The organism is Streptomyces sp. NBC_00190 (assembly GCF_036203305.1).
Taxonomy (GTDB): domain Bacteria; phylum Actinomycetota; class Actinomycetes; order Streptomycetales; family Streptomycetaceae; genus Streptomyces.
Genome location: NZ_CP108131.1, coordinates 3417653 through 3441320, shown reverse-complemented (window position 1 = coordinate 3441320; position 23668 = coordinate 3417653). Strand labels below are relative to the sequence as shown.

Below are 23668 nucleotides of genomic sequence, written 5' to 3'. Positions count from 1 at the left end.
CAGACACCCGGCGCGTGGTCCCCCGCGAGAGGCAGTAGGCGAGTGAGCAAGACGGCGAACAAGTACCTGGTGACCGGCGGCGCCGGCTACGTCGGCAGCGTGGTCGCGGCCCACCTCCTGGAGGCGGGCCACGAGGTCACCGTCCTCGACGACCTCAGCACCGGCTTCCGCGCAGGAGTGCCGGCGGGTGCCGAGTTCATCGAAGGCCGGATCCAGGACGCCGCCGAGTACCTGGACTCCTCCTACGACGCGGTGCTGCACTTCGCGGCCTTCTCGCAGGTCGGCGAGTCCGTGGTGAACCCGGGCAAGTACTGGGAGAACAACGTCGGCGGCACCCTCGCCCTGCTCGCCGCCATGCGCGGTGCGGGCGTGCGCAAGCTGGTGTTCTCCTCCACCGCCGCCACCTACGGGGAGCCGACGGAGGGCCTGCTGACGGAGGCCTCGGTGACCGCGCCGACCAACCCGTACGGGGCCTCGAAGCTGGCCGTGGACCACATGATCGCGGGGGAGTGCGTGGCGCACGGCCTGGCCGCGGTGTCGCTGCGGTACTTCAACGTGGCGGGCGCGTACGGGGAGTTCGGTGAGCGGCACAGCCCCGAGACCCACCTGATCCCGCTGGTCCTCCAGGTCGCCCTGGGCGAGCGGGAGTCGATCTCGGTGTTCGGCGAGGACTACCCGACCCCGGACGGCACCTGCGTACGCGACTACATCCACGTCGCGGACCTGGCGGAGGCCCACCTGGCGGCGCTGCAGGCGGCCGCCGTCGGCGAGCACCTGATCTGCAACCTGGGCAACGGCGCCGGGTTCTCGGTCCGCGAGGTCGTCGAGACGGTCCGCAAGGTGACCGGGCAGGAGATCCCCGAGGTGATCGCCCCGCGCCGGGCCGGCGACCCGGCGACGCTCGTCGCCTCCGCCCGCACCGCCCACGAGCGCCTGGGCTGGACCCCGAGCCGCCCGGACCTCACCGGCATCATCACGGACGCGTGGAACTTCGCGAGGACGCACACCTCCTGAACCACGGGTGCCCACCCGCACCACCGCTTTCCCCGCACGCCCCCCGGCCCCCCGGCCCTCCGGTCCGGGGGGCGTGCGCACATCCGGAACGCGCTGGCGCCGGGCGCTCTGCGCGGGCGCCCGGCGTGCACACGCCGGGTGAAACGCGCAGCGTGCAACTGCCGGTGGCACGCGCCGGTCCGCAAGCCGCCATCCGGGCCATCAGTGCAGGTGAAATCAAGCCACCATAAAGGCGGTTCAGCACTCCCTCGCCGGAAAATCGCGGGAAAAACTTCTGCTATTCGGCCAACCCCGAGCCCCCGGCGCCCTACGCTGATGCGTGACACCGGTGGGGGCCGGTGTTGATCAGGGGTCGAGACAAGTCGGGTACGACGTCCGGTCCGGGGTAGTGCAGAGATGTCACGGCGGCGGTCGCGGCAGCTGCGGATCACCCGGTCCGGGCGTCGTACCCGCCGTCGTCCGTTCCCCGACCCTTGGGGGTTTTGTGGCTCGTATCCGGATTCTCGTGGTCGACGATCACCGCATCTTCGCCGAATCGCTCGCGGCCGCGCTCACGGCCGAGCCGGACGTGGACGTGTCCGCGGCCGGCAGCGGCCCCGCCGCGCTGCGCTGTCTCGAACGCGCGGCGGCCGAGGGCCGCCGCTTCGACGTCATGCTGGTCGACGCCGATCTCGGCGCCGTCGTGGGCACCGCCGCCGGGGGAGTGCCCGGCCAGCGGGAGCCGGGCTCCGGCTCCGGGCCGCCGCCCGCATCGGACGGGATCGCGCTGGTCGCCGGGGTGCGGGTGTCCCACCCCGGGGTGCGCACGGTCGTCCTCGCGGAGCGCGACGACCCCCGCCGGGCGGCCCTCGCGCTGCAGGCCGGAGCCTCGGGCTGGGTGGCGAAGGACTGCTCGCTCTCGCGGCTGCTGGCCGTCATCCGGGGTGTCCTGCGCGAGGAGACCCACCTGCCGCCCGCGCTGCTCACCGGAGTCCTGCGCGAACTGACCGCGGCGCGCAAGCACCGTACGGACAGCGAACGTCTCGTCGAGTCGCTCACCCCGCGCGAGCACGAGGTGCTGCGCTGCATGGTGGCGGGGCTGGGCCGCAAGGACGTGGCGGCGCGGCTGTTCCTGTCCCCGCACACCGTCCGCACCCACATGCAGAACGTGCTGGGCAAGCTCGGGGTGCACTCCACCCTCGCCGCGGTGGCGCTGGCCCGGCGGGCCGGCGTACGGCCCGCCGACCTAGCCGGGGATGTTGTCGAACGGAGCGGTCAACTGGCGTAGCAGCGCGGCGAGATCGCCGCGCTGGTTCTGCGAGAGCTGGGCCAGGATCGCCCGTTCCTGGGCCAGCAGTCCGGCGAGGGCCTGGTCGGCGCGGTCCCGGCCCTCGGGGGTCAGCCGCACCAGGACCCCCCGGCGGTCGCTGGGGTCCGGCAGCCGCTCGACGAGGCCCTTCTTGGCGAGCCGGTCGATGCGGTTGGTCATCGTGCCGGAGGTGACCAGGGTCTGCGTCAGCAACTGGCCGGGAGAGAGCTGGTAGGGCGCGCCCGCGCGCCGCAGCGAGGTCAGGACGTCGAACTCCCACGGCTCCAGGCCGTGCTCGGAGAAGGCCAGCCGACGTGCCCGGTCGAGGTGGCGCGCGAGCCTGCTGACGCGGCTCAGCACCTCGAGCGGTTCCACGTCGAGGTCAGGGCGCTCCCGCCGCCATGCCGCTACAAGTCGGTCGACCTCGTCCTCCATGCGGATCAGTGTAAGGGGTCTGTCGACATGAAGTCTCTTCATGTCATGCATCTCGTGATCAAGTATCTTGACATCGAGATATAAAGGGAGCGAGCATGGGGCATGGAGGGGCCGGAGCAGATTCCGCTTCCGACCGACCCGCCAGCAGGGAGGCTCGAACATGCATTCCGACACGGCACAGGCCGGGATTCCCGCGGCCACCGCGCCCTCCGCACCCACCTGGGATCCCCATCAGTACCTCCGGCACGCCGGCCATCGAACCCGCCCGTTCCTGGACCTCCTGACTCGCATACCCGAACTCCCCACCAGGCCCGCCCGCATCGCCGACCTCGGCTGCGGACCCGGCAACGTCACCGCCCTGATCGCCGGACGCTGGCCCGAGGCCCGCATCACCGGCTTCGACCTCTCGCCGCAGATGCTCCACCGCGCCGCCGAGGAGTACGGCGGCCCCACCGACGGCGGCGGCAGCCTCGACTTCCGCCACGCGGACCTCGTCGGCTGGCTGCCCGAAGAGCCCTACGACCTGATCGTCTCCAACGCCGCCCTCCAGTGGGTCCCGGGCCACCCCGGCTCCTTCGGCGCCTGGATCAACGGCCTGCGCCCCGGCGGCACCTTCGCCTTCCAGGTCCCCGGCAACTTCAGCGCCCCCAGCCACGCCATACTCGCCGAACTCTGCGACGCCCCGCGCTGGCGGTCCCGCCTCGCCGGGCACGGCACCCGCTACATCCATCTCCTCGAACCCGCCGAATACCTCGCCCGGTTCACCGAGCTCGGCTGCGCCGCGGACGTCTGGGAGACCACCTACCACCAACTGCTCCAAGGCCCCGACCCGGTGCTCGACTGGGTCAAGGGCACCGCGCTGCGGCCCGTCCTCACCGCCCTCGGCGACGACCGGGACGCCGTGAACGCCTTCCTCGCCGAGTACCGCGACCGGCTGCGCGAGGCCTACCCGTCCGGGCCGCGCGGCACCGTCTTCCCGTTCCGAAGGATCTTCGCCATCGCCCGCAAGGAGGCCTGACCGTGCTGACCGCCGTCGACCACGTCCAACTCGCCGCGCCGCCCGGATCGGAGGGCCGGCTGCGGGCCTATTACACCGAGGTCCTCGGCATGAACGAGATCCCCAAACCGGCCGTCCTCGCCGCGCGGGGCGGCTGCTGGTTCGCCGCCGGCCCGGTCCAGCTGCACCTCGGCGTGGAGGAGGACTTCCGGGCCGCCCGCAAGGCCCACCCGGGACTGCGGGTGACCGGCATCGTCGCCTACGCGAGCAGACTCCGGGAGCGGGGCGCCACGGTCGTCTGGGACGACAACCTGCCGGGCCACCGCCGCTTCTACTCCGAGGACCCCGTGGGCAACCGGCTCGAATTCCTGGAACCGCACAGCCCGCAGCCGCACGGCCCGGACCCGGTCGGCTGACGCCGGCCGTACGACGGCGCCCCGCCACCGGAGATCCGGTGGCGGGGCGCCGTCGTACAGGGCCGCGTACGGTACGCGGCTCAGCTCTTGCGCCGGCCCACCAGCTGCGGCTTCGACTCCAGCCCGTCCAGCCCGTGCCAGGCCAGGTTCACCAGGTGCGCCGCCACCTCGGCCTTCTTCGGGCGGCGGACGTCCAGCCACCACTGCCCCGTCAGCGCCACCATTCCCACCAGCGCCTGCGCGTACAGCGGGGCCAGCTTCGGGTCGAAGCCCCGGGCCTTGAACTCCAGGCCCAGGATGTCCTCCACCTGCGTGGCGATGTCACTGATCAGCGAGGCGAAGGTGCCCGTCGACTGCGCGACCGGGGAGTCACGTACGAGGATCCGGAAGCCGTCCGTGTAGGACTCGATGTAGTCCAGCAGCGCGAACGCCGCCTGCTCCAGCAGTTCCCGCGGATGCCCTGCCGTCAGCGCGCCCGTCACCCCGTCCAGCAGCTGGCGCATCTCCCGGTCCACGACGACCGCGTAGAGCCCCTCCTTGCCCCCGAAGTGCTCGTACACCACAGGCTTGGACACCCCGGCCTTCGCCGCGATCTCCTCCACCGAGGTGCCTTCGAAACCCTTCTCCGCGAACAGGGTCCGGCCGATGTCCAGCAGCTGCTGGCGCCGCTCCGCGCCCGTCATCCTCACCCGGCGGCCACGCCTGGGCTTGTCGCTGCTGGAATTACCGCCGTCGATCGCCACACCCCCCATCATGCCGCGTTCGGTTCGTTTTCCCTGCGCCGGGCGTCGATGCGGCCCTGCGAGGGCCAGCGCACGTCCGTGGCCCAGCCCAGCTGCTCGAACCAGCGGATCAGCCGGGCACTGGAGTCGACCTGGCCGCGCAGCACCCCGTGCCGGGCCGACGTCGGGTCGGCGTGGTGCAGGTTGTGCCAGGACTCCCCGCAGGACAGCACCGCCAGCCACCACACGTTGCCCGAGCGGTCCCGGGACTTGAACGGCCGCTTGCCCACCGCGTGGCAGATCGAGTTGATCGACCACGTCACGTGGTGCAGCAGCGCGACACGCACCAGCGAGCCCCAGAAGAACGCCGTGAACGCACCCCACCAGGACATCGTCACCAGACCGCCCACCAGCGGCGGGATCGCCAGCGACACCATCGTCCAGAAGATGAAGTCCCGCGAGATGCGCCGGATCGCCGGATCCTTGATCAGGTCAGGGGCGTACTTCTGCTGATCGGTCTGCTCCTCGTCGAAGAGCCAGCCGATGTGCGCCCACCACAGGCCCTTCATCAGCGCCGGCAGCGTCTCGCCGAACCGCCACGGCGAATGCGGGTCGCCCTCGTGGTCCGAGTACTTGTGGTGCTTGCGGTGGTCCGCCACCCAGCGCACCAGCGGGCCCTCCACCGCCATCGAACCCATCACGGCGAGAACGATCCGCAGCGGCCGCTTCGCCTTGAAGGAACCGTGCGTGAAGTAACGGTGGAAGCCGATCGTGATCCCGTGGCAGGCCAGGAAGTACATGAAGACCATCAGGCCGAGGTCCAGCCAGCTCACCCCCCAGCCCCAGGCCAGCGGAACCGCCGCCAGCAGCGCCAGGAAGGGAACGGTGATGAACAGCAGGAGGGCGATCTGCTCGATGGAACGCTTGTTCTCGCCGCCGAGCGTCGCGGAAGGCACGGACGACGCGGACGGCGTGGACGTGCCGGAGGACGCGGCGACGTCCTCGGCCAGATCGGGACTGATGGTCATAGGTGTCCCCTGGGGGGTGAGGAGAGGGTGAGGAGCAAGGAAGCCTGATCGCGGACCCTACGGACCCGTAACCTACGGCATCGTAAGTATGGCAAAGGGCGGGCCCGAGGCAACAGGAGCGCGGCCGGGACGGCCGGACGGCGGCGAAGTGACCGCAACGAGGCGCCCCGGTTACCACACAAGAGCGCGCCGCGAGCGGTTCACCAGCCGCCTGCTGAGACATTTGCCCAGGCACGCGCCTCGGACACCTATCCTGGTCCCGTCGGACAGCGCGGTCCGCACGGGCAGCCCGAGCTGCGCACCTCAGGAGCGGCGACGCCGCGCACGGCCGGGAGCCCACCGCCCAGTAGCGCTCGAACACTGCAAGGAGCCGCACCTGTGAGCAGTGCTGACCAGGCCCCCCAGGGCCAGGCCCCCGTCACCCCGGCCGCCACCGCCACCGCCAACGCGGAGCTGCGGGCGGACATCCGCCGCCTCGGCGACCTCCTCGGGGAGACCCTCGTCCGCCAGGAAGGCCAGGACCTCCTCGACCTCGTCGAACGCGTCCGTGCCCTCACCCGCACCGACGGCGAGGCAGCCGCCGCCCTCCTCGGCGACACCGACCTGGAGACCGCCGCCAAGCTCGTGCGCGCCTTCTCCACCTACTTCCACCTCGCCAACGTCACCGAGCAGGTGCACCGCGGCAAGGAACTGCGCGCCCACCGCGCCGCCGAAGGCGGGCTCCTCGCCCGCACCGCCGACATGCTCAAGGACGCCGACCCCGCGCACCTGCGCGAGACGGTCAAGAACCTCAACGTCCGCCCCGTCTTCACGGCGCACCCCACCGAGGCGGCCCGCCGCAGCGTCCTGGGCAAGCTGCGCCGCATCGCCGCCCTCCTGGAGGAGCCCGTCACCGGCGCCGGCGACCGCCGCCGCCACGACCTGCGCCTCGCCGAGAACATCGACCTCGTCTGGCAGACCGACGAACTGCGTGTCGTCCGCCCAGAGCCCGCCGACGAGGCCCGCAACGCCATCTACTACCTCGACGAGCTGCACGCCGGCGCCGTCGGCGACGTCCTCGAAGACCTCGCCGCCGAACTCCAGCGCGTCGGCGTCGAACTCCCCGCCGGCACCCGCCCCCTCACCTTCGGCACCTGGATCGGCGGCGACCGGGACGGCAACCCCAACGTCACCCCCGACGTCACCCGCGACGTGCTGATCCTCCAGCACGAGCACGGCATCACCGACGCCCTCGAACTCGTCGACTTCCTGCGCGGGCTGCTGTCGAACTCGATCCGCTACACCGGCGCCACCGAGGAGCTCCTCGCCTCCCTCCAGGCAGACCTGGAGCGTCTCCCCGAGATCAGCCCGCGCTACAAGCGGCTGAACGCCGAGGAGCCGTACCGCCTCAAGGCGACCTGCGTCCGTCAGAAGCTCGTCAACACCCGCGAACGCCTCGCCAAGGGCACCCCGCACGAGGAAGGCCGCGACTACCTCGGCACCGCCGAGCTCCTCACCGACCTCACCCTCATCCAGACCTCCCTGCGCGAACACCGCGGCGCCCTGTTCGCCGACGGCCGCATGGACCGCACCATCCGCACGCTGGCCGCCTTCGGCCTCCAGCTCGCCACCATGGACGTGCGCGAACACGCCGACGCCCACCACCACGCCCTCGGCCAGCTCTTCGACCGGCTCGGCGAGGAGTCCTGGCGCTACGCGGACATGCCGCGCGACTACCGCGGCAAGCTCCTCGCCAAGGAACTCCGCTCCCGCCGCCCGCTGGCCCCCACCCCGGCGCCCCTCGACGCGGCCGGCCACAAGACCCTCGGCGTCTTCTTCGCCATCAAGGACGCCTTCGAGAAGTTCGGCCCCGAGGTCATCGAGTCCTACATCATCTCGATGTGCCAGGGCGCCGACGACGTCTTCGCCGCCGCCGTCCTCGCCCGCGAGGCCGGTCTCCTCGACCTCCACGCCGGCTGGGCCAAGATCGGCATCGTCCCGCTCCTGGAGACCACCGACGAGCTGCGCGCCGCCGACGTCATCCTCGACGAGATGCTCGCCGACCCCTCCTACCGGCGCCTGGTCTCCCTCCGGGGCGACGTCCAGGAGGTCATGCTCGGCTACTCCGACTCCTCCAAGTTCGGCGGCATCACCACCAGCCAGTGGGAGATCCACCGCGCCCAGCGCCGGCTCCGCGACGTCGCCCACCGCTACGGGGTGCGCCTGCGCCTCTTTCACGGCCGCGGCGGCACCGTCGGCCGCGGCGGCGGCCCCTCCCACGACGCGATCCTCGCCCAGCCCTGGGGCACCCTCGAAGGCGAGATCAAGGTCACCGAACAGGGCGAGGTCATCTCCGACAAGTACCTCGTCCCCTCCCTCGCCCGCGAGAACCTCGAACTGACCGTCGCGGCCACCCTGCAGGCCTCCGCCCTGCACACCGCGCCCCGCCAGTCCGACGAGGCCCTCGCCCGCTGGGACGCGGCCATGGACACCGTCTCCGACGCCGCGCACGCCGCCTACCGCGAACTCGTCGAGGACCCGGACCTCCCCTCGTACTTCTTCGCCGCGACCCCGGTCGACCAGCTCGCTGACCTCCACCTCGGCTCCCGCCCCTCCCGCCGCCCCGACTCCGGCGCCGGCCTCGACGGCCTGCGCGCCATCCCGTGGGTCTTCGGCTGGACCCAGTCCCGCCAGATCGTCCCCGGCTGGTACGGAGTCGGCTCCGGCCTCAAGGCCCTGCGCGAAGCCGGCCAAGGAGACGTCCTCGCCGAAATGGGCGAGCGGTGGCACTTCTTCCGCAACTTCCTGTCCAACGTCGAGATGACGCTGGCCAAGACCGACCTGCGGATCGCCCGCCACTACGTCGACACCCTCGTACCGGACGACCTCAAGCACGTCTTCGCCCGCATCGAGGCCGAGCACGAGCTCACCGTCCGCGAGGTCCTGCGCATCACCGGCGGCGAGAAGCTCCTGGACTCCCACCCGGTGCTCCAGCAGACCTTCGCCGTACGCGACGCCTACCTCGACCCCATCTCCTACCTCCAGGTGTCCCTGCTCGCCCGCCAGCGCGCCGCCGCCGCCCGCGGCGAGGAGCCCGACCCGCTCCTCGCCCGCGCCCTGCTGCTCACCGTCAACGGCGTCGCGGCCGGCCTGCGCAACACCGGCTGACGCGGCGCCCCGGTATCCGTGTCCGTCACCCTTTGTGATGACGGACGCGGATACCGGGCGCTACCGTGGGTTCCCAGGATCAGAATGCCGTCCATGGGAGCAACCATGACTGCCGAGCCCGTACACGACTGGTCAAGGCCGCCGTTGGACGGGTACACGGTGGACGACCTGCTGACGCTGCCGGACCTCCCGCGACACACAGAGCTGATCGACGGGAGCCTGGTCTTCGTGAGTCCGCAACGCTTCATCCACTCCGATCTGATCGACTTCCTTGTCACCCGGCTGCGGCTGACTGCCCCCCGGCACACGAGGGTCGCGCGAGAGATGACCGTGGTGATCGACAAGCGCAACGGGCCCGAACCGGACATCTCAGTCGTGCGGCGAGAAGCCTGCACGAGCCCCATGCAGACCCACTTCTACGCCGCCGACGTCCTGCTCGCAGTCGAAGTGGTCTCGCCCGAGTCCGAGGCTCGGGACACCAAGACCAAACTGCACAAGTACGCCGCTGCCGGCATCCCGAACTACTGGATCGTCAAGATCGAGGGCGACGAAGCGATCGAGCCGGTCGTGTACGTCTACGAGCTGGACCCCCACACACGCGCCTACGTCTGCCAGGGGATCCACACCAAGCCGTTCAGCGTCGACCGGCCCTTCGCCGCTGAAATCGACTTCGACGGGCTCGACGAGCTGTAGCCCTCAGGAGTTGTAGGTGGACTGGGCCCGCTCCAGGCCCTCCTGGATCAGGCACTCCACGGAATCCGCCGCCCGGTCCACGAACCAGTCCAGCTCCTTGCGCTCCGTCGAGGAGAAGTCCTTCAGCACGAAGTCCGCCACCTGCATCCGGCCCGGCGGCCGGCCGATACCGCAGCGCACCCGGTGGTAGTCCGGACCCATCGACTTCGTCATCGACTTCAGACCGTTGTGACCGTTGTCCCCGCCACCCAGCTTCAGACGCAGCGTCGGGTAGTCGATGTCGAGCTCGTCATGGATCGCGACGATCCGCTCCACCGGCACCTTGTAGAAGTCACGCAACGCCGTCACCGGCCCGCCCGACAGGTTCATGTACGTCATCGGCTTGGCCAGCACCACCCGCCGATTGGCCGGCCCCGGCGGGCCCATGCGACCCTCCACCACCTGCGCCCGGGCCTTGTGCGCCTTGAACTTCCCGCGGATCCGCTCCGCCAGCAGGTCGGCCACCATGAAACCGATGTTGTGGCGGTTGCCCGCGTACTCCGGCCCCGGATTGCCGAGGCCGACGATCAGCCAGGGCGCCGTGTCGTCCGACATCAAAAGCTCCTTAGGTCCTGGGCGAAACACGACCGCCGTCCCGCTCCAGTGGAGCCGGACGGCGGTCGGTCAGCAACTGCTGAGGGGAGAGGGCGAGGCTCAGGCCTCGGCGCCCTCGGTCTCCTCGGCGGCCGGCTCCTCGGCCTGCGGGGAGACGACCTGCAGGACGGCGATGTCGCCGTCGACGGCCAGGGTGGTGCCGGCCGGCAGGACCAGGTCGGAGGCGTGGATGGTGGCGCCGGCCTCCAGGCCCGCGATCGAGACGGTGACCTCGGTCGGGATGTGGGTGGCCTCGGCCTCGACGGAGATGGTGTTCTGGAGGGTCTCCAGCATGTTGCCGCCGGCGGCCAGCTCGCCCTCGGTGACGATCGCGACGTCGACGGTGACCTTCTCGCCCTTCTTGACGATCAGGAAGTCGACGTGGGAGATCGAGCGCTTCAGGGGGTGCTTCTGCACGGCCTTCGGGATGACCAGCTCGGTGCCGCCGCCCGCGATGTCCAGGGAGATCAGGACGTTCGGGGTGCGCAGCGCCAGCTGCAGCGCGTGGGCGTCGACGTTGACGTGCTTCGGGTCGGTGCCGTGGCCGTAGATGACACCCGGGGTCAGGGCGTCACGACGGGCCTGGCGGGCAGAGCCCTTGCCGAAGGAATCACGGAGCTTGGCGGAAAGCTTGACCTCGGACATGCTCACTCCTCGTGGGGTGACGGAAAAAGGACGGCAGTCACCCGGCCGGAACGGCCTGCTACGAAGAGCGCGTCGATAACGGAGTGCCCGCACATGAAAGTGCGGCCTCCCTCGCCGAGCAACTTCATGAGTCTACCCGGCGGGGAGGCCGCCCACAAAAATGATCACAGCATAAGGATCTGCTGTGACGCCTACTGCTGCTCTTCGAACAGGCTCGTGACCGAGCCGTCCTCGAAGACCTCGCGCACCGCGCGCGCGATCATCGGGGCGATCGACAGCACCGTGATCTTGTCGAGCTCCAGGTCGGACGGGTCCGGCAGGGTGTTCGTGAAGACGAACTCGCTGACCTTGGAGTTCTTCAGACGGTCGGCGGCCGGGCCCGACAGGATGCCGTGCGTGGCCGTCACGATGACGTCCTCGGCACCGTGCGCGAACAGCGCGTCGGCCGCGGCACAGATGGTGCCACCCGTGTCGATCATGTCGTCGACCAGGACGCAGACGCGGCCCTTGACCTCACCGACGACCTCGTGGACGGTCACCTGGTTGGCGACGTCCTTGTCACGGCGCTTGTGCACGATCGCCAGCGGCGCGTCCAGGCGGTCGCACCAGCGGTCGGCGACACGCACGCGGCCGGCGTCCGGGGAGACGATCGTCAGCTTCGTACGGTCCACCTTGGCGCCCACGTAGTCCGCGAGGACGTTCAGGGCCGACAGGTGGTCCACCGGGCCGTCGAAGAAGCCCTGGATCTGGTCGGTGTGCAGGTCGACCGTCAGGATGCGGTCCGCACCCGAGGTCTTCAGCAGGTCCGCGACCAGGCGGGCCGAGATCGGCTCGCGGCCCTTGTGCTTCTTGTCCTGGCGGGCGTACCCGTAGGAGGGGATGATCACGGTGATGGAGCGCGCCGACGCGCGCTTCAGCGCGTCGATCATGATCAGCTGCTCCATGATCCACTTGTTGATCGGAGCCGTGTGGCTCTGGATCAGGAAGCAGTCCGCGCCACGAGCCGACTCCTGGAAGCGGACGTAGATCTCACCGTTCGCGAAGTCGAAAGCCTTGGTCGGCACGAGGCCGACTCCCAGCTGGTGCGCGACCTCCTCGGCCAGCTCGGGGTGGGCGCGGCCGGAGAAGAGCATCAGCTTCTTCTCGCCGGTCGTCTTGATCCCGGTCACAGCACTGTCTCCTCAGACGTGTTGAAAGCTGCTCGCCCCCGCGTGCGTCCGTCCCGCACACGGTGAGCCAGCCGAATTGCGTGCACCTATCACGGTACGCCGTCCCAGGCGTACCCGTTTCCGGTCAGTTCACCTCAACGGCTGTCGGAGTCCACCTGGACCGCCGACTGGGCCGCCGTCGCGGCAGCGCTTCCCGGACGCTTGCGGGCCACCCAGCCCTCGATATTCCGCTGCTGGCCACGGGCCACGGCCAGCGCACCGGGCGGAACGTCCTTCGTGATCACGGACCCGGCGGCCGTGTAGGCGCCGTCCCCGATGGTGACGGGCGCCACAAACATGTTGTCCGAGCCCGTCTTGCAGTGTGAGCCGACGGTGGTGTGGTGCTTGTGCTCACCGTCGTAGTTCACGAAGACGCTCGCCGCGCCGATGTTCGTGTACTCGCCGATCGTCGCGTCGCCCACGTACGACAGGTGCGGCACCTTGGTGCCCTCGCCGATCGTCGCGTTCTTCATCTCCACGTACGTACCGGCCTTGGCCTTCGTGCCGAGGGTCGTCCCCGGACGCAGGTACGCGAACGGACCCACGGAAGCCAGCTCGCCGATGACGGCACCGTCCGCCACCGTGTTGTCCACGCGCGCGCCCTGGCCCACCCGGGTGTCCTTCAGCCGGGTGTTCGGGCCGACCTCGGCCCCCTCGGCGATGTGGGTGGAGCCGAGGAGCTGCGTCCCCGGGTGGATGAGGGCGTCCTGCCCGAAGGTGACGGTGACGTCCAGAGACGTGCTGGCCGGATCCACGACCGTCACACCCGCGAGCATGGCCTGCTCCAGCAGCCGCGCGTTCAGCAGGGCACGGGCCTCGGCGAGCTGGACGCGGTTGTTGATGCCCAGGATCTGGCGGTGGTCGCTGCCGACGGCCGCGCCGACGCGGTGGCCGGCCTCGCGCAGGATCCCCAGCACGTCGGTGAGGTACTCCTCGCCCTGGCTGTTGTCGGTGCGCACCTTGCCGAGCGCGTCGGCGAGCAGGGCGCCGTCGAAGGCGAAGACGCCGGAGTTGATCTCGCGGATGGCGCGCTGGGTGTCGGTGGCGTCCTTGTGCTCGACGATGGCGGTCACGGCGCCGCCGGCGTCCCGGACGATGCGCCCGTAGCCGGTGGAGTCCGGCACCTCGGCGGTGAGCACGGTGACGGCGTTGCCGTCGGCCTCGTGCGTCGCCGCGAGCTGCTTGAGGGTCTCGCCGGTCAGCAGCGGGGTGTCGCCGCAGACGACGATCACGGTGCCGTCGACGACCCCGCCGAGCTCTTCGAGGGCCATCCGGACGGCGTGGCCGGTGCCGTTCTGCTCGTACTGGACGGCCGTGCGCACTCCGGCGTCGATCGCGCCGAGGTGCGCGGTGACCTGCTCCCGGGCGTGCCCGACGACCACGACGAGGTGCGCGGGGTCCAGCTCACGGGAGGCGGCGACGACGTGACCGACGAGCGAGCGCCCGCAGATCTCGTGCAGGACCTTGGGAGTGGCCGACTTCATGCGGGTGCCTTCACCCGCTGCGAGTACGACGACGGCTGCCGGGCGGTTGGCGCTCACGGGGATGCCCTTCGGCTTCGGGGGTGGACCCGTGAAGGATACCGGGGCGTTAAGGGCCGGAAACGAGGGCGGGTCCTGACCGTGGAGGTCAGGACCCGAACCCATAAGGCTCCCCCGCCAGGACTCGAACCCGGACATAAGGCACCAAAAGCCTCAGTGCTGCCAATTACACCACAGGGGACTATTTCCGACTGAAACGGACATCTCTGCCCGGTGATCTAGCCGACGGCTCCTACTATGCCGCACCAGGCGCCTTCGATGCGACGGTAGATGTCCGCGCTTCGGCTGACGCAAAGGACGGGGCAGCCCCGGTAGTTCTCGCCGACGTTCTTCCGGGTGGTCTTGGGGTTGTGCTTCTTGAGGGTCGTCCTGGCGAACGCGCCGCCGACTCTTTGGCGCGGCTCCGCTGCTCGTCCCGGACGGTGTTCTCGTGCTCCCAGCGACGACGTGAGGCCGGTCGGGCCTGTTCCGCGGGGGTCCTTCGTCCGGTCGGCTTCGGGAGGGCGCGGACCCAGAGGGAGATCGAGCTCTTCGAGTAGTCGAGCTCGACCTGGATCCGGTCGTAGGTCATGCCCTGGAGGCGGAGCTCGCGGGCCCGGTCGCGCAGGTCGTCCTCGGCGTTGGGGCGCTTGGTCCGTTCCGGGGGCGGCTCGCCCTCCAGGAGCCGGTTGAGGATGTCGTTGTTGTGGACGGCCGGGCGGTCGCGGATCTCGCGGCGGCTGAGGCCCTCGCGGCGCAGGGCCACCGCCTTCTCGCGGAGGGAGTCGAAGGTCGCGGTGCCCGTGCGGAGGCCGCCGGTGCCGTCGCCGGGGCGACGTCGGATTGCGGTCATGCCGCCAATGTCGTCCGGAATGCGGGATTCAGGTCTCGGTCAGCGGACGGTTCAGTCGTGCGTGCGATGACCGGGGGTTTGCCGGAATTCCCACCCTGTCTGTGCTGGGGGCGCTGCGTACGCTGGTCGGCATGACCGGTACGGGGGAAGTGGAAGGGCGCGCTGGGCCGCCTTTGTGGTGGGCGCGGCGGCGGGATGCCGTCGCGGACGTGGTGCTCGGCGGCGTGTCCGCCCTGGAGTGCGCCTGGGAGGGCATCGACTTCGCGCGTGCGGCCGGGGTGCCGACCGCGGTCGGGGTGCTGTTCGGGTTCGTCGTGGGGGCCGTGCTCGTGCTGCGGCGGCGGTGGCCGGTCGCCGTGGTGCTGGTGGGGATCGCCGTGGCGCCGGCCGCGATGGGGTTCCTGCTCGCGGTGGTGGGGCTGTACACGCTGGCCTCGTCCGAGGTGCCGCGGCGGATCATCGCGACGCTGGCCTCGATGTCGCTGGCCGCGACGTTCGTGGTGATGTATCTGCGGACGAGGGGGGATGTCGAGGCCGACCCCCTGCTCGTGGTCGCGCTGTCCGGATTCGTGGCGGTGGCGCTGACCGTGCCGCCGGTGCTGTCCGGGCTGTACATGGGGGCCCGGCGGCGGCTGATGGAGAGCTTGCAGGAGCGGGCGGATTCGCTGGAGCGGGAGTTGTCGCTGCTGGCGGACCGGGCGGAGGAGCGGGCCGAGTGGGCCCGTACGGAGGAGCGGACCCGGATCGCGCGGGAGATGCACGACGTCGTGGCGCACCGGGTGTCGTTGATGGTGGTGCACGCGGCGGCGCTGGAGGCGATCGCGGCGAAGGATCCGGCGCGGGCGGCGAGGAACGCCGCGCTGGTGGGGGACATGGGCCGGCAGGCGCTGACGGAGCTGCGGGAGATGCTGGGGGTGCTGCGGGCCGCCGAGAAGCCGGTGAGGCCCGCGGTGGCGGCGGTGGCCGCCACGTCGGTGGCTCCCCCGGCTACGGCTGGGACGTACCCCCACGTGGGGGGTTTCGACGACGGGCCTTCGCTGGACGAGCTGGAGGCGCTGGTGGGGCAGTCGCGCGCGGCCGGGATGGCCGTGGAGGTGGTGGTGCAGGGCGAGGGGGCGGGGTACGCGGCGGAGGTGGAGCAGACGGCGTACCGGGTGGTGCAGGAGGCCCTCACGAACTGTCACAAGCACGCTCCCGGCGCGCGGGTGACCGTCCGGCTCGCGCACCGGGAGGGGGAGGTGGCGATGCAGGTGGAGAACGGGCCGTGCGACGGGATGGCCGCCCAGCCGGGTCTGCCCAGCGGGGGCAACGGGCTGGTGGGGATGCGGGAGCGGGTGCTCGGGCTGGGCGGGGTGTTCGTCTCGGGTCCGACGGACGCGGGGGGTTTCAAGGTGTCGGCGGTGCTGCCGGGCCATTGTCCGTAGGTCCTCGCCGGTGATTCGTGGATCGCCCCGCCCCGACCCGACCCGCCCCGCCTCGTCGCTACGGAGCGGGGTCCTGGCCGGTGGTGAGGCGGGTCGGCTGGAGGCCGGTGAGGAGGAGGGTGAGGGCCTCGTCGAGGCTGCCGCCGAGGTACCAGTCACCGGTGTGGTCGATGCCGTAGACGCGGCCTTCGCGGTCGATGGCGAGGTGGGAGCTTCCGTCGGCCTCGACGCCGAGTGGGCAGAGCTGGGTGGACAGGGCGCGGCCGAGGTCGGCGAAGGTGCGGGCGAGGTGCAGGCCGGTGAGCGGGTCGAGGCGGATGGTGACGGGGGCTATCTGGCGGCCCGTGCCGGAGGCGTTGACGGTGAGGCCGCCGAATTCGGCCCAGGCTTCGACGGCGGCGGGGAAGACCTCGTGCCGGTGTCCGGCGGGGGTGGTGTGGTCGCGGAGGGCATCGGCCCAGAATTCGGCCTGTTTGATGTCCCAGCGGCCGGATTCCCAGCCGGCGGTGCGCAGGGCGGAGTCCACGGCGACGGGGAAGCGGGTGGCCGAGGAGCGGTCGTAGGAGGCTGAGGCGGTGGTCATGGCTACTCGGAGGGGGTGAGGTCGACGGGGCGTACGCCGAAGTGGGCGAGGAGTGCGTCGCAGGAGCGGCAGGGGGGTGCGTAGCTGCCGTGGAGGGGGTCGCCGTCCTCGCGGATGCGGCGGGCGGTGATTTTCGCGTGTTTGAGGGAGCGGCGGGCTTCGCTCGGGGAGAGGGGTTTGCGGGAGGCGCGCCGGGAGCGGGCGCCTTCGACGGCGGCGAGGTGGCGGGAGAGCAGGATCGCTTCCGGGCAGCGGCCGGTGAACCGTTCGCGCTGGCCGCTGGTGAGGGTGTCGAGGAAGTCCTGCACGAGGGGGTGGAGTACGGGTGGGTGGTCGGCTTTGCCCGCGGTGCCGGTGAGGGTTTCGCCGCGTACGGAGAGGGCGGCGGCGATGGTGGGGAGGATGCCGTCGCGGCGGAAGCGCAGGACGGGTGCGGCGGGGCGGCCGTCGGTGCTGCTCCAGCGCAGGCGGGGGTCGCCTGTGGGGCCGCCGGCTTCGGAGGCCGTGGCCGGTGGTGGCATGGGGACGGGTGGTCCCACGGGTGCCGGCGGTCCGGGTGGGCCTGCTGGTCCGGGGGTTCCCGGGGTGGCGTCGGCCGGATCTGTGCGTGCTGCCGTGTTGTGCATGGTCGCGCTTTCCCTCCCGTGGCGGCGGTGGTGGCCGCTGTCGCGCACGCCCCCGTGCTGAGGGCCCAGCCTGCCAAATGGCACCTGTCATGCGGAAGCGGGGTCGAATATTCGTATCAATTCGGATGTTCCCGGCCGCGGGCCGGGTGTGCCGGTCGTGCGCGGGTGAGCCCCTTGCCCCAGCGCATAGGCTGTGGTGAACCAGCCAGATCCAGCAGGGGGCTACCGCCATGACGACAGGTCGGCTCGGGCAGCAGGCCGCGCCACCCAACGCCGCTTATTCGGGGCAGGTCGTGCATTTCCCGGACCCGGTCCGGGCTGCTCGGCATCCCCATGGAGTGCGGATGGGCGGCAACGGGCATCCGGACTTCTCCGCGTACGCGCGTGCGGCCGTGGAGATCGCAGAGCCGCCGGAGGGCTTCGGCGTGGACGAGTTGCGGCTGACGGACTACGTGTCCGCGAACGCCGCGATGAAGGCGGCCGGGCACGACTTGTGGGACACGGTCGGCGCGGTGGCCACCCCGCACGGCTGGACCTGGCACCACGTGTCGGGTTCGCGGCGCATGGAGCTGGTCCCGGTCGAGGTGAAGGCCCTGCTGCGGCATCACGCGGGGCTGGTGACGGCGCCGGTGGACCACACCAAGCGCGGGACGCGTCCGTTGCAGGAGCTGCGTCCGGCCCATCTGGGGCTGCCGAAGTCGGTGGTGTCGGTTTCCGAGCAGCAGGTGCAGGGAGTCGAGGAGGACCTCGGCTACCGGCTGCCGGAGGCGTACCGCTCGTTCCTGAAGGCCGCGGGCGGCTGCGCGCCGGTCGGCGCGGCGCTGGACGTGGACCTCGGCCTGCTGGTGGACCAGCCGTTCTTCACGGTGCGTGAGGAGGCGGCGGTCAACGACCTGGTGTACGTCAACAAGTGTCTGCGGGACCACCTGACGAAGGACTACCTGTGCGTGGCCTTCGTGCAGGGCGGCCTGCTCGCCCTGAAGGTGAAGGGCGAGGGCGTCGGTTCGGTGTGGTTCTCCCCGTACGACGATGCGCGTGACCAGGACGGCTGGTCGGTGCAGGAGCGCGTGGAGCGGCTGTTGCTGCCGTGCGGCGTTGATTTCGACGCCTTTCTGGAGCGGTTGGCGGGCAATCCGCCGGAGCTTGAGACGGTGGCCGGTCTGATGGTGGACGGCGGATTCGCGCGGTCGGTTCCCGTGGCGGGGCCGGCTGCGGCGATGCGTGCCGGTTCGGATGAGGGGTGACGGCGCGGTGGTGACATTTGCGCAGGCGCAGGAGCGCGCTGAGGAATGGATCAACGGCGATGTGCCCGCGTACCAGCACCGTGAGGTGCGTGTACGGGAGTTCGGGCTCGGGTTCGTGGTGTGGGCGGAGGACCGCGCGGCCGGTCCGGTGTCCGGTGGTGGGCGGCAGCGGCTGGTCATCGCGCGGGACAGCGGGGAGGTGACGCTGTGGCCGGGGCTGCCGGTGGGTGAGGTGATCCGCCGGTACGAGGAGGAGTACGGGGCGTCGGCTGCCGCGGCGGCTTCGGAGGCTTCGGTTCCGCCGCCGCGGATCGACTCGGAGCAGACGTCGTTCATGCTGAGCCCGCCGGAGTGGCTGCAGGAGGCGGCGGACCGGGCGGGGATTCCGGCTGCCGTGCCTTCGTCTTCGGCCTCGTCTTCGCCGGTTCAGGCTCCGGCCGATCCGGCACCGGCACCCGTTCCGGCCGTTGCCGCCGCGCCGGCGCCGACGGACGCGGTGCCGCTGCGGCGCGGGGGCGAGGTCCCGTACGAGCCGACGGCCAACGACGGGGTTCCGGCGGCTGCTGCGGCGGCCGTTCCGACCGGGGCCACGCCGTGGGCCGGGACCGATGTGAATCCGGGTGCGGACGACGCGTCCGTGCCGCTGCCCGCGACCGTGTTCGCGCCGCCGCTGTCCGGGTCGGACCTGGACGAGGCGCTGTCGTCCAGGTCGGCGCCGGAGGCCCAGACCACGCTGATGCCGGGTGGCAGCCAGCTGCCGCGGACCGCTGTGGTGCCGACGCTGGCGCCGCAGGCGGACAGCATCGCCGACGCGCCGACGAGCAAGGCCCAGATCTCCCGGCCGGTCTCCGGTCAGGGTGGCCCCGCCGGTGCTCCCGGTGCTCCCGGTGTTCCGGGTGCGGGTCAGCCGCCGCAGCCGCCTGGTCCGCCTGGTGTTCCGGGTGGTTCGCAGGGGCGTGGGCTTGATCATGCGGCGACGATGCTGGCGGGTCCTGCGGTGACGGGTCAGCCGCCGGCGCCTCCCGGTCCGCCCGGTGCTCCGGGTGCCGGTGTGCCGCAGCCGCCTGGTCCGCCTGGTGTTCCGGGTGGTTCGCAGGGTCGTGGGCTTGATCATGCGGCGACGATGCTGGCGGGTCCTGCGGTGACGGGTCAGCCGCCGGCGCCTCCCGGTCCGCCCGGTGCTCCGGGTGCCGGTGTGCCGCAGCCGCCTGGTCCGCCTGGTGTTCCGGGTGGTTCGCAGGGTCGTGGGCTTGATCATGCGGCGACGATGCTGGCGGGTCCTGCGGTGACGGGTCAGCCGCCGGCGCCTCCCGGTCCGCCCGGTGCTCCGGGTGCCGGTGTGCCGCAGCCGCCTGGTCCGCCTGGTGTTCCGGGTGGTTCGCAGGGTCGTGGGCTCGACCATGCGGCGACGATGCTGGCCGGTCCCGCCGTGACGGGTCAGCCGCCCGCGCCTCCCGGTCCGCCCGGGCCGGCGCCTGCCGGTCCCGTCGCGCAGCCCCCGGCGCACACCGGTGCGCCCACGGTCGGCCCCGGCTACCAGGCCGTACTGCGCTACCGCGCTCCCGACGGCTCCGAGCAGCAGCTCATCCGCCGTTCCGCGCCCGGTACCCCGCACCCCGAGTGGCAGATCCTGCACGAGCTGCGCGCCATGAACGTGCCGCCGCAGCAGGTGCTGGAGCTGCACACCGAGCTGGAGTCCTGCGAGCTGCCCGGCGGTTACTGCGCCAGGATGATCCGGGAGACCTGGCCGCAGGTGCGGATCACCAGCGTGGCCCCGTACGGCCAGGACCACGCGGGCCGTCAGCAGGGCATGCGTCACCTGCTCACCCATCAGGGCGAGCTGCACCAGGTGGCGGACGGTCCGGCGCGCCCCGCGCCGGTACGGGTGCCCCTGCCGCAGGTTCCGCTCCAGCCGGCGATCCCGCTGGACGCGATCGCGCAGGAGCTGGTGGGGGCGTTCGGCCCGCAGGGCGTGTTCCGCTTCGACCAGCGGGCGGTGTCCCGTCAGGGTGTGCCGGAGATCGTGGCGCAGACGCTGATGTGGTCGGGCCTGCCCGTCGATTTCGGGCCGTTCTTCTGGGCACAGGCGGTGCCGGGCCAGCCGGTGCCGACGCTGGCCGAGATGGCCGCGCAGCGGCAGGTGGCGCCGGCTTCGGACGCGGGCTCGTACCTCGTCGTCGGCAGCGACTTCGGCAAGGCGCTGTGCGTGCAGTACGGCACCGCGCACATCGTGGCGGTGCCGGTGGAGGGCGGTCCGGGCGGTGCTCCGGTGCCGCCGCAGTTCGTGAACTCCAGCCTGCCGCAGTTCGTGCGGTCCCTCGCGATGCTGGGTCACATGTGGCGCCTGCGCCAGCATCTGACGCCGGAACAGGCGGGTCGCTGGACCGTCGATTTCCAGGCGAATCTGGCGGGGCTGGACAGTGCGGCGCTGGCCTCTCCGGAGAGCTGGTGGTCGGTGCTGCTGGAGCAGATGTGGGACGGACTGCTCTGATCGGATGATCAGTTGAGTGGCCGGGCCGAGACCCCCGAACAGGGTCTCGGCCCGGCCATTCCGGCTTCTGGGAGCAAATGGCGCATCCTTGACAGGAATCCCCGCGAGAGAGGCGCTTCCAGGATGAGTGCACCCATTGCGACTGTGCGCGGTCGTGGCTACCGCACGGAAGAGGTCGACCGGTATCTCGCGCGGCTCTCCGGCAGCCGTGACGAGGCCTGGGAGCGCGTGGCCCGGCTGACCGTCCTGGCGAGGCAGATGGAGGAGGAGGCGGCGCGGCTGCGCGAGACGGTGGCCGCGCTGGCTCCGCAGACGTACGAGGACCTGAGCGAGCGCGCCCGCCGGATCCTGCTGCTGGCGCAGGAGGAGGCGGACTGTGTTCGGGCGGAGGCGCGGGCGGACGCGTCCGAGACGCTGGGCGCGGCCGAGGCGCATGCGGACCGGGGGGCGGAGCTGGCGCGGGCGGACGCGGAGGCGGTGCGCGAGCAGACGGAGGTCCGGGCCCGGCAGGGGCTGCTGCGGGCGCAGCGGGAGGCGGACGACGCGCGGGCGGAGGCGCGGGCGGACGCGGAGGGGTGGCGGGCGGAGGCGGTGGCCGCGCTGACGCAGATGCGGCGGCGGTCGGACGCGTTGCTCGCGGAGCGCGAGCAGGAGCAGGCGGAGCGGTGGGAGGCGGCCGAGCGGGATCTGGCGGCGCGGGAGGCGGAGTTCGCGGCGTGGGCGGAGGAGGCGGAGCGGTACGCGGAGGGGCGGCTGGCGGAGGCGCGTCGGGGGTTCGCGGAGGCCGAGGAGTCGGCGCGGCACGGGCAGGAGGACGCGGAGGCGCTGGCGGCCGAGCTGGTCGCGCAGGCGCGGGTGGCGGAGGAGCGGGTGGGTCGGGAGACGGAGCGGATCCTGCGGGAGCATGCGGAGTCGCAGGAGGAGATGCGGGCGCACATGAGCCATGTGCGGTCCAGTCTGGCGGCGCTGACGGGCCGGGCTCCTGCGGAGGGCTGAACTGGGTGGGGGCTCGGCTGTGCCGGTGCCGGTGCCGGTGCCGGGGTGGGGTGCCGGCCGGGACTGCATGATTTATGGCTTCTGATCGGGATCAGGTGGCGCGACCTGCGGTCGCGCCACACATCACGTTTTACGTCCCGGCCGGCACCCCACCCCGTCCCCGTCCCCGGCCCCGGCCCCTCCGTCTTGGTTCCTGCTCGGCTAGGGGAGGTTCGTGAGGAAGGTGGCGATCAGGGGGGTGATGGCGGGGAGGTGGGTCTCCAGGGCGAAGTGGCCCGCGCCGTCGAAGACGTGGACGGCGGCGTCGGGGACGTCCCGGAGGTAGGCCTTCGCTCCCGCCGGGGTGAAGAAGGGGTCGCCCGCGCCCCAGACGACCAGGACCGGCGGCCGTGCGGTGCGCAGCCAGGACTGCCAGGCCGGGTAGTGGGCGAAGTTGGAGGCGTAGTCGAAGGCGAGGTCGGCCTGGGCGTCGGCGCGCCCGGGCAGGCCGAGGTAGTGGATGTCGAGCGTCCAGTTGTCCGGGGAGATCAGGGTGGTGTCCGCGACCCCGGTCTCGTACTGGAAGCGGGTGCCTTCCGGGGTGAAGAGGCCCCGGACCCGCTCCTCGTTGCCGGACACCTCGCGCCGCAGGCCGGCGAACTCGCGGGCCGCCTCGGAGAGTCCCTCGTCGTACGCGTTGCCGTTCTGGACGATCAGGCCCGTGACGCGGTCCGGGCGGCGGGTGGCGAGCCGTAGGCCGACCGGGGCGCCGAAGTCGAAGACGTACAGGGCGTAGCGGTCGAGGCCGAGGGCGTCGGTGAAGCCCTCCATGACGTCGGCGAGCCGGTCGAAGGTGTAGGCGAAGCCGTCCGGTGCCTCGGTCCGGCCGAAGCCGGGGTAGTCGGGGGCGATCAGGCGGTACGGGGTGTCGCCGAGGGCGTCCATCAGGCGGGCGAACTGGTGCGAGGCGGTGGGGAAGCCGTGGAGGAGCAGCAGGACGGGGCCGTCGGCGGGGCCGCTTTCGCGGTAGGCGACGCGCACACCGTCGACGTCGACGGTTCGGTGCTGGACGGACGCGATCATCACATGCCTCCTGGTGGCTTAGTTCCATTAGTTTTGCCCGGGGATGGCTAACGGGTCAAGTGCTTCAGGTAGCGTTAGTGGCGTGACAGTCTTCCCGCTGACCGGCGAGCCCCTCGCCCTGGACCTCCTCAACACCCTGACCGCCGAGGGCGACCTGGTCGCCGGGCCGGAGGGTCTCGCGGCATGGCTGGCCGAGCAGGCCGGCCGACTGACCCCGGTCGTGGACGTGGGTGCGGCCGAGGTGGCCGCCGTACGGGCCGTGCGGGAGGCCGCGCGGCCCGCGCTCGCGGCCGTACGGTGCGGGGAGCGGCCGCCGGGCGATGCGCTGCGCGCGCTGAACGAGGCCATGGCCGCGGCGCCCGCCCACCGTGAGCTGGCCTGGAGTGCGCAGGCGGGCCTGGCGGCGGCTTCGCACCGGGCGGCGGACCCGGCGCGGCGGCTCGCGGCGGAACTGGCCGAGGTGGTCGCGGAGTTCCTGACGGACCCGCGTGTGACGTCGGTCCGAGGCTGCGAAGCGCAGGACTGCGTCCTGCTGTTCCTTCCGCTGCACCCGAGGCGCCGCTGGTGCGTGGCGTCGGCCTGCGGCAACCGGGCCCGGGTGGCTCGCTACTACGCCCGCCACAAGCTCCCGTAGCCGCGGCGC

At 71.7% G+C, this 23668-nt stretch carries 21 protein-coding genes, 1 tRNA gene and 1 pseudogene; 11 read left to right on the top strand and 12 right to left on the bottom strand.

Annotated elements, in window-relative coordinates; all coding sequences use genetic code 11:
• Positions 1 to 42 precede the first annotated feature (42 nt).
• Together galE and OG429_RS16530 are read left to right on the top strand one after the other, a co-directional pair.
• The gene (galE, locus tag OG429_RS16535) at positions 43 to 1014 is read left to right on the top strand and encodes a UDP-glucose 4-epimerase GalE (protein WP_328926084.1); all 972 of its coding nucleotides are present in this window, start codon (positions 43 to 45) and stop codon (positions 1012 to 1014) included.
• Between the two features lie 484 nt (positions 1015 to 1498).
• Positions 1499 to 2281 (top strand): response regulator transcription factor, encoded by a 783-nt coding sequence (locus OG429_RS16530; RefSeq protein WP_328926083.1) that lies wholly within the window; start codon positions 1499 to 1501, stop codon positions 2279 to 2281.
• On the opposite strand, the gene OG429_RS16525 is transcribed toward OG429_RS16530, so the two are convergent.
• Positions 2240 to 2737, bottom strand: a complete 498-nt coding sequence (locus OG429_RS16525; RefSeq protein ID WP_328926082.1) for a MarR family winged helix-turn-helix transcriptional regulator — start codon at positions 2735 to 2737, stop codon at positions 2240 to 2242. The two genes, OG429_RS16530 and OG429_RS16525, sit on opposite strands and share 42 nt — an antisense overlap.
• A gap of 160 nt (positions 2738 to 2897) precedes the next feature.
• Here OG429_RS16525 and OG429_RS16520 point away from each other — a divergent pair, with 160 nt between their 5' ends.
• Together OG429_RS16520 and OG429_RS16515 are read left to right on the top strand one after the other, a co-directional pair.
• A complete protein-coding gene (locus OG429_RS16520; protein ID WP_328926081.1) occupies positions 2898 to 3755 on the top strand; it encodes a trans-aconitate 2-methyltransferase in 858 nt (285 codons plus the stop codon).
• Between the two features lie 2 nt (positions 3756 to 3757).
• Positions 3758 to 4150, top strand: a complete 393-nt coding sequence (locus OG429_RS16515) for a VOC family protein (RefSeq protein WP_328926080.1) — start codon at positions 3758 to 3760, stop codon at positions 4148 to 4150.
• 80 nt (positions 4151 to 4230) lie between these two features.
• Here OG429_RS16515 and OG429_RS16510 read toward each other — a convergent pair whose 3' ends face one another.
• Positions 4231 to 4905 (bottom strand): TetR family transcriptional regulator, encoded by a 675-nt coding sequence (locus tag OG429_RS16510; RefSeq protein WP_386186608.1) that lies wholly within the window; start codon positions 4903 to 4905, stop codon positions 4231 to 4233.
• A complete protein-coding gene (locus tag OG429_RS16505) occupies positions 4902 to 5900 on the bottom strand; it encodes an acyl-CoA desaturase (protein WP_328926079.1) in 999 nt (332 codons plus the stop codon). The genes OG429_RS16510 and OG429_RS16505 overlap by 4 nt, the downstream gene beginning before the upstream one ends.
• 378 nt (positions 5901 to 6278) lie before the next feature.
• Between OG429_RS16505 and ppc the strand changes: the two genes are divergently transcribed.
• Both ppc and OG429_RS16495 read left to right on the top strand, forming a co-directional pair.
• A complete protein-coding gene (gene ppc, locus OG429_RS16500; RefSeq protein ID WP_405679811.1) occupies positions 6279 to 9047 on the top strand; it encodes a phosphoenolpyruvate carboxylase in 2769 nt (922 codons plus the stop codon).
• A gap of 105 nt (positions 9048 to 9152) precedes the next feature.
• The gene (locus tag OG429_RS16495) at positions 9153 to 9740 is read left to right on the top strand and encodes a Uma2 family endonuclease (RefSeq protein ID WP_328930295.1); all 588 of its coding nucleotides are present in this window, start codon (positions 9153 to 9155) and stop codon (positions 9738 to 9740) included.
• A 3-nt stretch (positions 9741 to 9743) separates the two neighbouring features.
• On the opposite strand, the gene pth is transcribed toward OG429_RS16495, so the two are convergent.
• The 6 genes and pseudogenes from pth to OG429_RS16465 all read right to left on the bottom strand — a co-directional run bounded on the left by pth (position 9744) and on the right by OG429_RS16465 (position 14599).
• On the bottom strand, positions 9744 to 10334 hold the full coding sequence (gene pth, locus OG429_RS16490) for an aminoacyl-tRNA hydrolase (RefSeq protein ID WP_328926078.1): 591 nt from the start codon (positions 10332 to 10334) through the stop codon (positions 9744 to 9746).
• Positions 10335 to 10433: 99 nt separating this feature from the next.
• Positions 10434 to 11018 (bottom strand): 50S ribosomal protein L25/general stress protein Ctc, encoded by a 585-nt coding sequence (locus OG429_RS16485; RefSeq protein ID WP_328926077.1) that lies wholly within the window; start codon positions 11016 to 11018, stop codon positions 10434 to 10436.
• Positions 11019 to 11209: 191 nt separating this feature from the next.
• Entirely contained in the window at positions 11210 to 12187 is a 978-nt protein-coding gene (locus OG429_RS16480) for a ribose-phosphate diphosphokinase (RefSeq protein WP_030723354.1), read from the bottom strand.
• A gap of 134 nt (positions 12188 to 12321) precedes the next feature.
• Entirely contained in the window at positions 12322 to 13767 is a 1446-nt protein-coding gene (glmU, locus tag OG429_RS16475; protein WP_328926076.1) for a bifunctional UDP-N-acetylglucosamine diphosphorylase/glucosamine-1-phosphate N-acetyltransferase GlmU, read from the bottom strand.
• Between the two features lie 109 nt (positions 13768 to 13876).
• Positions 13877 to 13948 (bottom strand) — tRNA-Gln (locus tag OG429_RS16470).
• 37 nt (positions 13949 to 13985) lie between these two features.
• Positions 13986 to 14599, bottom strand: a pseudogene (locus OG429_RS16465) (hypothetical protein).
• A gap of 131 nt (positions 14600 to 14730) precedes the next feature.
• On the opposite strand from OG429_RS16465, the gene OG429_RS16460 reads away from it, so the two are divergent.
• Positions 14731 to 16023: a sensor histidine kinase gene (locus tag OG429_RS16460; protein WP_328926075.1), complete on the top strand. Its 1293-nt coding sequence runs from the start codon at positions 14731 to 14733 to the stop codon at positions 16021 to 16023.
• A 58-nt stretch (positions 16024 to 16081) separates the two neighbouring features.
• Here the strand turns inward: OG429_RS16460 and OG429_RS16455 are convergent, their stop codons facing one another.
• Positions 16082 to 16606, bottom strand: a complete 525-nt coding sequence (locus OG429_RS16455) for an SUKH-3 domain-containing protein (RefSeq protein ID WP_328926074.1) — start codon at positions 16604 to 16606, stop codon at positions 16082 to 16084.
• Between the two features lie 2 nt (positions 16607 to 16608).
• On the bottom strand, positions 16609 to 17127 hold the full coding sequence (locus OG429_RS16450; protein ID WP_328926073.1) for a YwqJ-related putative deaminase: 519 nt from the start codon (positions 17125 to 17127) through the stop codon (positions 16609 to 16611).
• Positions 17128 to 17462: 335 nt separating this feature from the next.
• Here OG429_RS16450 and OG429_RS16445 point away from each other — a divergent pair, with 335 nt between their 5' ends.
• From OG429_RS16445 to OG429_RS16435, 3 genes are all read left to right on the top strand, one after another.
• A complete protein-coding gene (locus OG429_RS16445) occupies positions 17463 to 18476 on the top strand; it encodes an SMI1/KNR4 family protein (protein ID WP_328926072.1) in 1014 nt (337 codons plus the stop codon).
• A gap of 7 nt (positions 18477 to 18483) precedes the next feature.
• Entirely contained in the window at positions 18484 to 20967 is a 2484-nt protein-coding gene (locus tag OG429_RS16440) for an SUKH-4 family immunity protein (RefSeq protein ID WP_405959179.1), read from the top strand.
• A 123-nt stretch (positions 20968 to 21090) separates the two neighbouring features.
• The gene (locus tag OG429_RS16435; protein ID WP_328926070.1) at positions 21091 to 21963 is read left to right on the top strand and encodes a cellulose-binding protein; all 873 of its coding nucleotides are present in this window, start codon (positions 21091 to 21093) and stop codon (positions 21961 to 21963) included.
• 201 nt (positions 21964 to 22164) lie between these two features.
• On the opposite strand, the gene OG429_RS16430 is transcribed toward OG429_RS16435, so the two are convergent.
• A complete protein-coding gene (locus OG429_RS16430; RefSeq protein ID WP_328926069.1) occupies positions 22165 to 23025 on the bottom strand; it encodes an alpha/beta fold hydrolase in 861 nt (286 codons plus the stop codon).
• An 82-nt stretch (positions 23026 to 23107) separates the two neighbouring features.
• Here OG429_RS16430 and OG429_RS16425 point away from each other — a divergent pair, with 82 nt between their 5' ends.
• Positions 23108 to 23659: a CGNR zinc finger domain-containing protein gene (locus OG429_RS16425; RefSeq protein WP_328926068.1), complete on the top strand. Its 552-nt coding sequence runs from the start codon at positions 23108 to 23110 to the stop codon at positions 23657 to 23659.
• The last annotated feature ends 9 nt before the right edge of the window (positions 23660 to 23668 follow it).